At 63.9% G+C, this 13,464-nt stretch carries 13 protein-coding genes; all 13 read right to left on the bottom strand.

Annotated features, from left to right (window positions below; translation table 11 throughout):
• Positions 1-2: 2 nt before the first annotated feature.
• The 13 genes from gmd to ABD729_RS08920 all read right to left on the bottom strand — a co-directional run bounded on the left by gmd (position 3) and on the right by ABD729_RS08920 (position 13,262).
• Entirely contained in the window at positions 3-1,037 is a 1,035-nt protein-coding gene (gene gmd, locus ABD729_RS08980; RefSeq protein ID WP_344709903.1) for a GDP-mannose 4,6-dehydratase, read from the bottom strand.
• Positions 1,038-1,211: 174 nt separating this feature from the next.
• A complete protein-coding gene (locus tag ABD729_RS08975) occupies positions 1,212-1,853 on the bottom strand; it encodes an acetyltransferase (protein WP_344709901.1) in 642 nt (213 codons plus the stop codon).
• Positions 1,843-3,114, bottom strand: a complete 1,272-nt coding sequence (locus ABD729_RS08970; protein WP_344709900.1) for a glycosyltransferase — start codon at positions 3,112-3,114, stop codon at positions 1,843-1,845. Before ABD729_RS08970 ends, ABD729_RS08975 begins: the two co-directional genes overlap by 11 nt.
• Complete coding sequence (locus tag ABD729_RS08965; RefSeq protein ID WP_344709899.1) at positions 3,108-4,157, bottom strand: glycosyltransferase family 4 protein; 1,050 nt, start codon at positions 4,155-4,157, stop codon at positions 3,108-3,110. Before ABD729_RS08965 ends, ABD729_RS08970 begins: the two co-directional genes overlap by 7 nt.
• Positions 4,154-4,636, bottom strand: a complete 483-nt coding sequence (locus tag ABD729_RS08960) for a hypothetical protein (protein WP_344709897.1) — start codon at positions 4,634-4,636, stop codon at positions 4,154-4,156. The genes ABD729_RS08965 and ABD729_RS08960 overlap by 4 nt, the downstream gene beginning before the upstream one ends.
• Complete coding sequence (locus tag ABD729_RS08955) at positions 4,633-7,065, bottom strand: FkbM family methyltransferase (RefSeq protein WP_344709896.1); 2,433 nt, start codon at positions 7,063-7,065, stop codon at positions 4,633-4,635. Before ABD729_RS08955 ends, ABD729_RS08960 begins: the two co-directional genes overlap by 4 nt.
• A 21-nt stretch (positions 7,066-7,086) precedes the next feature.
• The gene (locus ABD729_RS08950) at positions 7,087-8,184 is read right to left on the bottom strand and encodes a DegT/DnrJ/EryC1/StrS family aminotransferase (protein ID WP_344709895.1); all 1,098 of its coding nucleotides are present in this window, start codon (positions 8,182-8,184) and stop codon (positions 7,087-7,089) included.
• A gap of 129 nt (positions 8,185-8,313) precedes the next feature.
• Entirely contained in the window at positions 8,314-9,588 is a 1,275-nt protein-coding gene (locus tag ABD729_RS08945) for a glycosyltransferase family 4 protein (protein ID WP_344709894.1), read from the bottom strand.
• Positions 9,585-10,247 (bottom strand): ABC transporter ATP-binding protein, encoded by a 663-nt coding sequence (locus ABD729_RS08940; RefSeq protein ID WP_344709893.1) that lies wholly within the window; start codon positions 10,245-10,247, stop codon positions 9,585-9,587. The genes ABD729_RS08945 and ABD729_RS08940 overlap by 4 nt, the downstream gene beginning before the upstream one ends.
• Positions 10,244-11,056, bottom strand: coding sequence for an ABC transporter permease (locus ABD729_RS08935; protein ID WP_344709892.1), 813 nt, complete (start codon positions 11,054-11,056; stop codon positions 10,244-10,246). Before ABD729_RS08935 ends, ABD729_RS08940 begins: the two co-directional genes overlap by 4 nt.
• Positions 11,056-12,168 (bottom strand): KpsE/RkpR family capsule polysaccharide export protein, encoded by a 1,113-nt coding sequence (locus ABD729_RS08930; protein ID WP_344709891.1) that lies wholly within the window; start codon positions 12,166-12,168, stop codon positions 11,056-11,058. The genes ABD729_RS08935 and ABD729_RS08930 overlap by 1 nt, the downstream gene beginning before the upstream one ends.
• 75 nt (positions 12,169-12,243) lie before the next feature.
• Positions 12,244-12,441 carry a hypothetical protein gene (locus ABD729_RS08925; RefSeq protein ID WP_344709890.1) on the bottom strand — a complete coding sequence of 66 codons (198 nt, stop codon included), beginning with the start codon at positions 12,439-12,441 and terminating at the stop codon, positions 12,244-12,246.
• A complete protein-coding gene (locus ABD729_RS08920; protein ID WP_344709889.1) occupies positions 12,438-13,262 on the bottom strand; it encodes a class I mannose-6-phosphate isomerase in 825 nt (274 codons plus the stop codon). The genes ABD729_RS08925 and ABD729_RS08920 overlap by 4 nt, the downstream gene beginning before the upstream one ends.
• Positions 13,263-13,464: the final 202 nt, after the last annotated feature.

The raw sequence follows: 13,464 nt of genomic DNA, 5'->3' as shown, positions 1-13,464 counted from the left end.
CCCTAGAAGGAGAAACCGGCCTGGTTGCGGCGAAGATCGGCCTCCACCATCATCCGGCACAATTCCTCGAGGGTGGTCTTCGGCTTCCAGCCGAGCTTCCCTGTCGCATAGGCCGGATCGCCGATGAGCAGTTCGACTTCGGCCGGGCGGTAGAAGCGCGGATCGATCCGCATCACCGTCTTGCCCGTCGCGGTGTCGATCGCGATTTCTTCCTCGTCCTTGCCCCGGAATTCGACCGCGACGCCGGTGGCCTTGAACGCCATTTCGACGAAGTCGCGAACGGTCTCGGTGCGATTGGTCGCAAGCACGAACGTGTCGGGTTCGTCGGCCTGCAGCATCCGCCACATGCCTTCGACATATTCCTTGGCGAAGCCCCAGTCGCGCTTGGCATCGAGGTTGCCGAGCGCCAGGCAATCGAGCTTGCCGAGCTTGATCTTGGCCACTGCGTCGGTGATCTTGCGGGTCACGAATTCGCGGCCGCGAAGCGGGCTTTCGTGATTGAACAGAATGCCGCTCGACCCGAAGATATTGTAGCTCTCGCGATAGTTCACCGTAATCCAGTGGGCGTAGAGCTTGGCGACGCCGTAGGGGCTGCGCGGATAGAAGGGGGTCGACTCCACCTGCGGCACGGCCTGCACCTTGCCGAACATTTCCGACGTGCTCGCCTGGTAGAAGCGGACGGTCGGATCGACGATGCGAATCGCCTCGAGAAGGTTGAGCGGACCAATCCCGGTGATCTCGGCGGTGGTGACGGGCTGTTCGAACGAAACGCCGACGAAGCTCTGGGCCGCGAGATTGTAGATCTCCTTCGCGCCGGTCTGCTGGAGCAGGCGGATCGCGGCCGAAAGATCGGTCAGGTCGAATTCGACAAGCTTGAGGTTGGGATGCTCTTCGATGCCGAGTTCGGCGAGGCGCCAGAAGTTGACCGAGCTGGTCCGGCGATAGGTGCCGTAGACCGTGTAACCCTTCTCAAGCAGCAGTTCGGCGAGATAGGCGCCGTCCTGCCCGGTGATGCCGGTAACAATTGCCGTAGTCATTATCGTTCCTAAAGTTGTTCAGGCCGATCGGCCTGCCGAAAAAGATTGTCGTTCAACGAACGATCGTTGCGGGCTCCCTAGCCGCGAGCGCCGGAATCGAGAAGTCGTCGTTTCCGGCGCAGGGCATGGCGGCCTCAGGTGGCTGCGGTGCCGGGCTCGTTGCTTGCTCCTGCATCAAAGCTCCCGCTGGACCCGGGCCGGATTACCGAAGGCGATCACGCCGCTCGGCAGGTCGCGAACCACGACGCTGCCTGCACCAACGATCGTATCCGCACCGATCCTGCGCTGCGGGATGACGGCACAGCCTGTCGCGATGAAACTGCGGTCTCCGACCACCACTTCACCTGCCAGCGCTGCTCCGGGGCCGACATGCACCGCGCGCCCGAGGACGCCATCATGATCGACGTTGGCGTTGGTATTGATGATCGCAAAGTCGCCGATCACCGTGTCGATATTGATGACCGCGCCGGGCATGATCGCGACCCCGGCGCCGATCCTGACGGTCGAGGAGACGATCGCCCCCGGGCCCTGATACGACGGCAGCGCGAAGCCGAGATCCTGCAACTTGCCCCCGACCCGTTCGCGCAGGCGATTGGCACCAAGCGCGCAAAAGGCGTTCGCAACCCCTTCCGAGCGGAGGCGCCCAAGCGCGTCGTCGGTTCCGATCACGGGCACCCCCGCGCACGACCGCGGCGTCGGGTCCGCATCGGTGCACCCGATGACGTTCCAGCCCGCATGCCGCAGGCACTCGATGACGACCTTGGCGTGACCACCGGCGCCGATGACGACGATCTCGCCGAGGGGATCATTTGGCATCCGAGCCCTCCCCGGCCGAATGCAGCCAGTCCATCGCTTCGGCGAACCGGTGGACCGCTGCGACGTCGTGCTCGCCGCTCGACGTCGTCAGCGCCCCGGCCGATCGGCGCGCCAGCTGCGCCAGACCGGCAAATCGTTCGCGCTGCGTCAGGGCTTCGAGCAAGGCGTCGCAATAACGCGTCGCCTGAAATTCGCGTTCGGCCCAGTCCGTCGCGCGCGACGCTGTCAGATGCGCGCCTTCAGGATCGCGCAGAATGTCCCGCATCGCGGAAGCGAGGTCGGTCGGATCCTCACCGTAGGAAACCTTCTTGACGAGATTGTCCGGGACCATGCTGTACGCCGCGATATCCGCGACGATGATCGGGCGACCGCGATAGAGGGCGGTGGCGAGCGACGCCGATCCCCCTTCGGTCACCGGGAAACGAAGGACGAGGACGATGCTGGACGCCTCGATCGTGGACTGAAGGTCTTCGTCCGACAGATAGCCATGATAGACGGGCGGCTGGATGCCGAGGCCGGTCGCCAGTTCGTTCAGTTCGAACTTGAGCCGGTCTTCGATCGCCCCTGCCAGATGCAGTTCGATAGACCCGAATTCACCCACCAGCTGCGCCAGCGCACGCATCGCCCGCCCCGGCTGCTTATGCTCCGTGATCACCCCGAAGATGGTGACCTTGATCGGTTTCGCGGCGAGCGCGGCAAGCGTCCGCTTCTCCCCCGGATCAGGATAACAGAGCGACGCCACGCCGACGGGACCGGGGCAATGATCCGAAATCACGCCGAAATAGTGAGGGGCGTGGACCATCGCGCCCCAGCACATCGCCGCCATCGAGGCCAGCAGCGGTGCTGACCCCGGCGATACCAGCGAGCCTTCTTCCCACGTCTCCGTCGCCCCGTCATATCCCGGCAGCGAGGGCAGGTTGAGGCCATGGCGGTGGGCGAGGCCCCACGCGAAATCCTTCATTTCCGCGTCGTGGAAAATGCCAAAGGGTGCCCGCTCCCCGAGCACGGGAATGCATTGCGAATGATAGGGCGCGTGATTGCCGAAATTCATCACGAGTTCGTCGAAGCGCGAGAAATCGGCTTCGTGGCACGATACGACCTGCAGGTCAGACTTGAGCGGTGCGAGCTCGAGTTCGGGACCTGTCTCGGTGCGGAGAATGACGACCTCGTGACCGCGTTCGACAAGCTCGTTCGCCACCGACAGGCTGAACTTGCCGATCGCCGAGCGATAGTTGAACGGAGTGGCCCAGCCGATCAGCACGAACGTGTCCCCAGCAGCGCCTCGATGGTGTTGCCCCAGTTGATCCCCAGCGAGCGCCAGCCTTCACGCGCGGCCATGCCGTGCGAGGCTGCGAGTCGCCCGTTCGAAATATAGCGGTCCATCGCGGCAGCAAGTGCTTCAGGGGTCGGTTCGGCGACCTGCCCGGTGTGACCGTGCTTGACGATCTCGAGGAGCTCGCCCGCGTCGTTCGATGTCACGACCGGCTTACCGGCTTCGAACGCCTCCATGGTGACATAGCCATAGCTATCCTCCTGAAAGGGAATGTAGGCCACCGCGCGGCTGTGATTGACGTAGCGGGCCAGTTCTTCCCGACTGAGGAATCGCAGGTCCAGCTCGACCTTGTCCTCGAGCGAATGGCGCTCGACCAATTCGTGCAGCGCGCGCGCGTCTTCATCGCTCTCGGGCGGACCGGCGACGATGAGCCGGCAATTGGCCGGCAGCTTTGCCGCCGCGCGGACCAGCAGCGATTGCCGCTTGGCGGCATTCACGCGGCCCGGCGCCAGGATATAGCCCTCGTCCGGCCCGCCCTGAAAGAGCTGCGGGTCGTTGAGCGGCGCCCGCAGGGGGCGCGCGACCACCCCGGTGGCGTCGCGCAAGCGCCGGCTGATCTCCTCCGAAATGGTGAACAGGCGCTCACGGCTGGTGAAGACCCGCCGGTCCTCGTCGTGGATGATGTTGCGAACGCGGATTCCCGCGGCGTCATGCGGAATCCCGCAATAGGGGGAATTCCACAGGTCGTAGGCCTGGCGAAACTGATGGATGAGCCACGTCGTGTGATGCTCGGCTTCGAGGCAATAGACCGGGAATTTGAGGCTGATCACACGATCGTAATCGTCGAAGCGAAGCAATTTCGAACGGGCGATCTCGAACGGCAGGCCGGTGTACGGCTCCCAGGCGAAGGGAATGCGATAATCGTGCGCCTCCAGCCCCTGATCACGCAGGTTGCGGATCAAGTGCGAGGCCAGTTCCTCCGCGCCGCCCCAAACGAACGGGGCCATGCTGTTGACGACAGCGACCTTCATGATGCCAGCGCCTTCAACAGCTTCTTCGTGCCCGCGCCGGGCGTTCGCGGCGCGTCAGCCTTGCTGAAATCAGCCGCATCGAAACGGATGACGCGCTTCGCCGAGGCGGATGAGAGTGCGGGCCGAGGTTCGCCGTCGCGGACCAGGACAAGCTCGCTTTCCGACAGGCCGCGCATCAGCGCCGCCTGCGCTTGAGCGGACAATTCCGGCGCGTTCGGTTCCCCCAGCAGGAGCGCGATCTTTCGTGGGTGGTCGAGCAGCGTCGCCGTCAGATCAAGGGCGAGAAGGGCGTCCGCCATCTTGCCCACCGGCAGCAACCGCAAGGACAGCAATTCATCCATGCTGAACTCACTCACCGGCAGGCGAAGCCATTCGGTGCTGATCCCCTTTTGGCCGGCAAGCAGGGTTCGCAGACCGGCGAACTGGCTGCTCCTGTCCTCCCCTTCTGCGGTTTGCCCATAGGCGACGAGAACCTTCATGCCCTGGTCACCGCCACTGCGAGGGAGCGCAAGGATCCGGGAAGCTTGTCGCAGCAAAATAGGTTCGTGGCGCCCCCCGGGATCTTCTGAGGTGGCAGCGGCGTCAGTCCGACGGGATCGTCACCGATAATCCAGATCTGCGAGCGATATTGCCGCAGTCGCTTCAGCCACTGGGCCGTGGTCAGCCCCGCTGCCTCGATATGCTGGGGGGAATATTCGACGATCAGTGCCGAAGTCTTGTTCGCCAGCACCGACTGCAGCCCGCTCAGCACTTCCAGTTCAAAGCCTTCCACATCGATCTTGACGATGGCGGGGACGCGATCGCCAACCACGTCGGCGCCGCGCCTGACCGGCACCAGCACGCTTTCGGTAGCGGCTCCGCCGTCAAGCGGGCGGAAACTGCTGTGGCCGCTGGTGGTGCCGAGGGTGATGCTGCTCGACCCATCCTGCTCGCCGAGCGCACATTCGTGGATTTCGGTCTGGGCCGAGATGCCGTTGATGGCCGCCGTCGTCCTGAGCATCGCGGCCGTTACCGGAACCGGTTCGACCGAGATCACCGTTCCGCCCGGCCCGACCAGCCTTGCCGCAAGCAAGGTGTAGGCGCCGACATTCGCGCCGACGTCGAGGAACGTTTCGCCCGGTTTGAGCAGGTTTTGCACCACGGCGACGGTCCCAGGCTCGGGAAGCTGACCGTTCGAATAATAAGCGATGGCCGCCGCATCATTGTCCTGGATGGCGAGCAGTCCCAGCGGATTGCGAATCAGCAGCAGATTGGCGGCAGCGACCGGTATGACTTCCCTGGTCAGGAGGGTATCCAGCTTTTCGATCTGCCGGTCGTTCGTGGACGCAAGCCTGTTAAGCATTCGGGCACTTGCCTCGATTGTCTCGTCGTCCTTCCGGTCAGACACTGCCCGCTCGAGCGACATGAGCAACTCGAGCGATTGCCGGATCCCCAGGATCAGTTCGTCAACGACCTGCCCGCGACTGAACGCAGCGATCACTTCGCGCGAGCTGCGATTCAGCTCATCGTGAAGTCTGCCTGCAGTCTCGCTTACCAGCGCGTTGGCGTCGGCGAACCGCTGCGCAAGCGCTTCATCGGTCTGCCGTGCCGAGATCGCGGCCAATTCCTGCAACATCGGCTGCAATCGGCCCACTCGCTCGGCCAGCGCATTCATGACATTCGCGCTCGCTGCATCGACGTTCTCGCGAAGCGCCGCATCGGACTTGCCCAGGGCCGACAGCAATGCCGTTTCCTGCGCACCGATCAGGTCGCGGATTGCCTTCGTCAGTTGCAACGGCATTGTCTGCAAGGCCTGCCGCGAACCTTCGAAACCGGCGTCCGCCGACAAGCGGTTCTCTTTCAGGGCCTTGCCGATGGACTCTGCCGTCAGCGAGAGCTTGTCGTGCCGCGCCCGCAGGTCTGTCAGCTTGCCGTGGAAGGTATCGAGGCCCGCAATCAGCTTCTCGCGCTGTGCATCGGATCTGCTGCGCGCTTGGCGGATATCGGTGCGCACCAGCGCGAGCGCATCACTCAGATCGCTCAGCCGCGCGTCGAGATTTGCGCGCTCTTCCGTCGCATCCTCTAGGGCGCCCTGCTGCAACGCCGAGTGTTGCAGCAGCTTATCCAACTTCTGATCAAGTCGATGCGCTTGCCTCAAGATCGTGCCCTGCTCGTGCAGCAGGAGGTTCATCTGCGCATGCTGGTCGGCCGAGCGCTTCAGAAGCTCCTCGATAGCCGAACGCATCTCCGGCAAACCGAAGAAGTGGCGGAACCAGGCGCGAAGGCGGACAAGGAAAGTCCTTGCTGGCACCCGATCCACGATTTCGACCGGCGCCGCCGCCGGGAGCGCGACCGGCGTCGCTGCGGCGACTTCGATCGCGGGGCTTGCCTGAATGGGAGCCGGAGCCTGAATTCCGGCGACATCGAATGGCTCTGCTTGCAGCCCCCGCTCGATCTCGGCTGCGGCGAGAGCGCCGCGCAAGGCCCTGCCGGCTGGCGACGTTCTCAGTGCGGCGGGCCAGGCCGCCGGACGCTCGACCAGAACGGGAATCCTGGTCCAACCCCCATCGGCAACGTCTGACGCCCAATGCACATTCTCGAGCAGCAGCGACACGACCAGTTCGTACCTGCCGGGGTCCGCCGGCGCCCGGCCGGCCACGATCATCTCGACCGACGAGTGGGCTGGCAGAGGCGACTGCAAATGGGTCCGCGGCCCGTCGGATTCGACGCAGTCACCCGCTGCATCGAACCATCGATAGGCGATATTGAGCGAATTCCCGCTCGCAGGCCAGGCGATTGCATGCCCGCCGGAATTGCTCAGGTTGACCGCGACCTTGAACGGACTGCCACACTCGAACGAAACCAACGACTGAACGACGTTCAGCGCCAGCTTGTTATCCAGTAGGGTTTTGAGCTCCGCCCGCTCCATAGCAATCGTCAACCTCGATCATCATCGCCGAGCGGAAAGCAGGGCCGCCTTCAGGACTTCGCAGACCCGGAGCACCTGATCGTCCGTCAGATCGGGGAACGAGGGCAGCGAAATGCCCCGCCGGGAGATTTCCTCGGCAACCGGTAGCGTCTGCCTCGTCGCATACATCGGCATGTGATGCGCACAGTAGAAGACGGGACGGGTGTCGACCCCGTTCTCCGCCATCTGCCGCATAACCTCGTCGCGGTCCGCCTCGGGCGGGACCAGGGCCGACACCAGCCATTCGCTGCTCTTCACGTCGCCGGGGACCTGCTGGAACTGCATGCCGCTGTCGGCGAGCTCCTGCCGGTAGAGCGCCGCGATTGCCTGCTTGCGCGCGAGAATCTGGTCGACCCGCTCGATCTGCGCCAGCCCGATCGCCGCGCAGATGTTTGTCATCCGGTAGTTGAAGCCCACCTCGTCATGCCAGTAGCGCTTGTCGAGCGACTGGCCCTGACCCTTGACCTTCCGCAGCCGCGCGGCGAGCGCATCGTCGTTGCTGATGACGGCGCCCCCCTCACCCGTGGTAACCGTCTTGTTACCGAAGAAGGAGAAGGTCGCGACGTCGGCAGCATGGCCGACATGGGTGCCGCCGATCGTCGTCCCGAACACTTCGGCGCTATCCTCGACCACTGCGATCCCGTGAGCCTTCGCAATATCGAACACCGCCGGACTGACGACCGCACTGTAGAGGTCGACCGGAAGGATCGCCTTGGTACGCGGCGTGATCGCGTCCTCGACCGCGGCCGGATCGATCAGCCAATCCTCCATCCGGACATCGACGAACACCGGCCTGGCCCCCGCCAGCGTGATCGCATTGACCGACGCGATGTAGGTGAAGGTCGGAACGATCACCTCGTCCCCGGGTCCGACGTCCACGCAATGCAGCGCCAGATGAATCGCGACCGAGCCATTGCTGACCGCGATGGCGTGCCTGGCACCGGTCACATCCTTGATCGCTTGCTCGAACCGGTCGACATATTGACCAAGGCTGCTGATCCATCCGGACCTGACAGCATCCATCACATAGTCGACTTCATTTCCGGTAAGCGACGGAACATAAACAGGGATTGTGGGCATAGGCTGCTATCTCGACGAAGGCGGAGGACCCGTCAACGGTATCCTTGGTTGAAACGAGGCCCGCACGGGGCTGGCCGTAAGCCTGCAGGCGATAATCGAAAGGTCGTTACTGTCGGCAAGTCGGTCCCATCAGGCTCTCGCCCGTCGCTGTTCGCCGACATCGCCGATGTCGGTCGTTGAAGCGCCATCCGGCAGGGTCAATTTCGCCAGCAGATCGGTGACGCTGTCGCCCCATGTCGGCAAGGCGCGCTGCACGGGAAGCGGATCGCGATCGGTGGCCAGGCGAAGCAAGGGCCCCGCCAATGCCTCGGGGCTGTCGTCTTCGAAATACTGCACTCCGGCAAGCTGCTGCTCGCGGAAGACCGGCAGGTCCCGGACCAGAAGCGGGCGCCGGTGCGATGCCGCCTCCAGCAGGGGCAGGCCCATCCCCTCGCCGCGCGACGCCATCAACAGCCCGCGGCAGACCGCGTAAAGTTCGCAAAGGCCTTCATCGGTCACACCGGTCAGCCAGTGCAGCCGTTTCCCATATTCGGGATGCGTGCGCAGCCGTCGCTGCAACGGGCCCGTCTTCCACCCGGGCTTGCCGACGATGACGAGATCCGGAGCCTCTCCCCCGCGCGTGGCCCAGAGATGCTCGAACGCGGCAAGCGCGACGTCATAGCCTTTGCGCGGCTCCACCGTTCCAACCATCAGGACCGCCGGCCGGAACGTGAAGCGGTCCAGCAACGCCGCAACCTCCCCGCAAATGCCGGCCGAAGGGCGCGAGGCGGCAATGTCTCCGCCAAGCCGCATGGTGGTGATCGCAGGGCAGCGTACCGGGCGACGCTGGTAGAACAGTTCGCCAAGGTCGTGCGCGACTTGCTTTGAAATGCAGATGGCCTGGTCGGCCTGCTCGATCAGGACCGACAGCCAGCGGCGGTAATGCGTCTGCCCGGGCTGCGTGAACCATTCGGGATGCTGCACGGGCAGGAGGTCGTAGACCACCAGGTGAATGCTTGCTCCCGCGTCACGCCACGCCTTCAGCTGGCGCGTGTACTTTGGCAGGAAATGAGCCGAAAAGTCGAGGCCGAGGAAGCGGTCGCCCGCCCGCGCGATGACCGGCACTTCGGCATCTTCGTCCTTGCCGAATTCCATCCCTTCGAGCGGAACGTAGCAATAGCCGCGCGAGCGTGTCGCCTGGACGGGCACCAGCTCGAATTCCTTGCCGTGCCTTTTCAACAGCTCGGTCCAGACCCCCCGCACGACCCGCTGGATACCCGTCTGGGCATCGTGGCGGATGATGGTGGAGACATCGACCAGAAGCCGCGGCAGCGCCACGTCGGCCAGCTTGACGGCCTTGCGCTGATGGGTCGCCAACCAGATTTGCCGGGCGATGAAATGGCCGAACGTGGCAAGCGCCCTCATGCCGCGACGGCCGTCGACTGATGATAGAATTCGAACGCTTCATCCATGCTGGCGTGATGATGCAGCGTGCCATTGGCGAGGACCGTCGCACGGGTGCAGTGATCACGAATGTAGGTGGCGTCGTGCGACACAATGATCATCGCGCGATCGCCGCGCTTTTCGAACAGTTCGTGGTGGCACTTTTCGTGAAAGCGCGCGTCGCCGACCGCCACGATCTCGTCGATCAGGAAACAGTCGAATTCGATGACCATGGAGATGGCAAAGGCAAGCCGGGCCCGCATGCCCGACGAATAGGTCTTCACCGGCTCGCGAAGGTAGATGCCGAGCTCGGAGAATTCCTCGACGAAGGCCACCTTGTCGTCCGGGTCGACGCCATAGACCCGGCAGATGAAGCGAAGGTTGTCGTAGCCTGTGAGCGAGCCCTGGAACGCACCGCCGAACGCCAGCGGCCACGACACGCTCATGTCGCAATCGATCCGGCCGCTGGTGGGCAATTCGGCGCCGCTGATCAACCGGATCATGGTCGATTTGCCGGCGCCGTTCCGGCCAAGGATCCCGATCCGCTCGCCCGAATCGACCGTCAGATTGACGTCTTTCAGGACGTGCACCGGGCCGCTTCGCGTCGGGTAGACCTTGTTGACGGAATTGAGGCTGATCATTCCGGCACCACCGCGCGGCTGACCTTCATGAGCTGGGCAAAGCCGAACAGGGTCAGGGCCGTGTTGATGATCGCCATGTAGCCCATGTCGTAATGCGCCGTGATCTGCGAACCGAAATAGCCTTCACGAAGATATTCCACCCCGTGAACCATCGGCAGGTAGAGGAGATAGTCCCGGGCCTGGGCCGGAAGGGCGTCCAAAAGGAATGCCGCGCCCGACAGGGGGAAGGTGAAATAGGCCATGGGATGCCACAGCTTCTCGACCGTCTCCGAAAATTCGGAGAGACCGCCGAGGAAAAGCGCAAGCGAGGCCCCGAACCACGCCAGCATGCACCAGCCGCCCATCACCTGAAGCACATCTTCGGGAAGGTCGAGCATCCCGATAAAGACAAAGAACAGGGTGAGGAAGACGAACGACATGGTCGCGCCCGCCGCTTCCAGCAGAAGGCGCGAGGCATAGATGTCGATCGGCCTGACGTTGCGATGATAAAGCAGCGGCAGGTTGGGGCTCATCGCCCCGATGCATCGGCCAGGCATGTTGCGCCACAGCAGGACGCTCGAATAGCCGGTCAGGGCGAAGGCAACGATCGGAAGGTCGGATCCGTGCACCGACTTGGTCGCGGTCCACAGCACCGTCACGCCAAGCGTGAACAGCATCGGTTCGACGAACAGCCACAGGAAGCCGATGTTATGGCGCCCGTAGCGGGTCAGCATTTCGCGCAGCACCAGCGCGTTGATGACGCGGCGCTGAATCTGGAAGGACCGCCGGAGATCCCTGAAGGAGGTGCGCCGCCCGGAAAGGTCAGGCATCAGTCGCGGTGTTCGCGGATGCCGGCGAACAGCATGGTCAAGATGCCGTAGGCTACCAGGCCAAGGATGAAGGTCGCGAAGATGCTGCGGAGCCGGCGCGGTTCGTCCGCCTCGTCGGGAAGGTTGGCCTCGACGATCCGTTCGACATAGGCCTGCTTGCGACGTGCTTCGTTGCGGGCCTCCTGGAGCGAGGTGAGCGCCGCCGCCAGCCGCTTGTCGGCATATTCGCGGTCGAGGGTCAGCCGCTGATATTGCACCGCCGTCGCCGACAGTGAGCGCTGGGAGCCGGCCGCACGTCCGGTTTCCACGTCAACCTGCCGTTCCAGTCCGGCGATGCGCGTGCGCAGCAGCGGGATTTGGGGATTTTCCGGGGCAAGCGCCTGCAATTGCTGCAGCTGCAGCCTTGCGCCGATCAGTTCGTCCTGCAGCTTCGACACCAGCTGGAACTGCACTGTCGCCTGGCGCTCCGGATCGACGACGCCGGAACGCTGGCGGAACGCACCAAGCGCCTGCGAAGCACGGCGGGCAGCCAGCTCGGCTTCCTCGGCTTCGCGCTGCGCGTTACCAAGAAGGTCCGTCTGCCCGCGATTGTTGAGGCGGTTCACCAGCGCTTCGGAAAGGTCCAGCAGCTGCCGGTTCACGCGGCGCGCATCCTCGGCAGTGAAGGCCTTCACCTTCAGCGTCGTAATCGATGAGGTCGTGTCATGTTCGACCCCGATCATCCCCTTGTAGAAATCGTACAGGTCTTCGAAAGTGCCGTTCCAGCCGAAGCCGTTGTAGCGATCGAAGATCGACACGCTTGGCGCGCCATAGGCCTTGGCCACCGCGCCGTCCTTGTTGAGCGAACGCAGCGCATCGCGCGAGCGGACATAATCCTGCGCAATGAAAATCTCTTCGCCGGCGTTGGAGAAGCCGACCGATTTCAGGATCACCCCAAGTCCCGACGCAGCCGGCTTGTCGGGGCTGCGCACCACGAATTGCGACTGCGAGACATAGACGTCGGACGCGAGCAGGCCGAAGTAGACGATCGCCAGCAGCGTCGGCGCCACTACCGTGACAAGGAACAGGCTGTTGACGCGCGACAAAGCGCGGCCGAGCCGGGCCCTCGTCATGAAGGTCGATTTAGGGTCTTGAAACATCACGATAAATTAGGCTTTCGCGCTGTGATCGGCAACCTGATGCGCGGATTAGCCCGCGGTCGCCTCGGCAACAAGTTGTCGAACGTGCTGGGGGTTCCCTTTTCGCGTAGTCGACACAGGATCATCCGTCGCCGCGACGACCAGATCTTCGACACCAAGCAGCCCGATCTTTAGCCCGTCGCCGCGCACGTAGCAATTGGCGGAATTGACCGCTCCGCCGCCGCTCGGAATGACAGAGGCGGTCACGCGGCTTCGGCCATCGACTTCTGCGCCGGCCAGGCCAGCATGACGACCGCATCCCGCGCCATGGTGAGGCCGACGAGGCTCTGCGTATACGCCGCCTCTCCCTCGGACAGCGACAGCCCGCCGATGCTCGCCGTTCCGGACACGACGACCAGCTGCCAGTGATCCGGATTGACCGGCAGGCCTTCCGGCAAGCCCCCGGCGCACCACGCCGCACCGAAATGCGGTCCGTCGGCCAGCACCCGGCTTTCGCCCTTGCCAAGCTGGCAATCGCGCGGATCATGATGCGGCTCAAACCGCGACACGGCGAGGCCCTCGGCCAGGTGCAATTCGCGCGGACGGCCATAATCGAACAAGCGATAGGTCAGGTCGATCGACTGCTGCACCTCGAGCAGGACCAGCCCGGCGCCCGCGGCATGGATGGTCCCGGCGCGATTGTAGATGACCTCGCCGCGGCGGACCGGCCGCCAGTCGACCAGATCGACGATCGCCCCGTCGGCGATGGCCGCCGCAACAACGTCGGGCTCATAGCTCTGCTTCAGGCCAAGACCGATGGTCGCGCCCGGCTCGGCGGCGAGGACAATCCACATCTCGTCCTTCCCGCACTCATGCCCGAAAGCGCGGGCCTGCTGGTCGTCGGGATGGACCTGGATGGACAGGCGCTCGCTCGTGTAGAGATATTTGACGAGCACGGGCAGGCTGAGGCCGTGCGGATGCTCGAACGACACCTCGCCGATGCGCCGGTCGCCTGCGTGGCTGTCGCCGAGATGCGGCACGCCGAGCTGACCCCACGGCTTCTCGGCCAAATTTGCGTTAAATTTCATGATATTAAACCCAGATCTCTTCGGCCGGTCGGCTATGTTGCGGAGCGACGCTGCTTGCAACCGCTTGGCTGCAATTGCGTGACACGCCGTTTGCGCCTGTGACCGTGAGGCAACATGGTTGGTTATCACCGTTAAAAATCTCGGCCCGGCGGCGGATGCGTCCGGTTGGCGATGCGGCCCGTCGCCGCCGCGGGCCTTTGGC

The sequence above is a fragment of the Sphingomonas humi genome (assembly GCF_039536725.1).
Taxonomy (GTDB): Bacteria; Pseudomonadota; Alphaproteobacteria; order Sphingomonadales; family Sphingomonadaceae; genus Sphingomicrobium; species Sphingomicrobium humi.
This window is presented reverse-complemented; position numbering and strand designations above follow the sequence as displayed.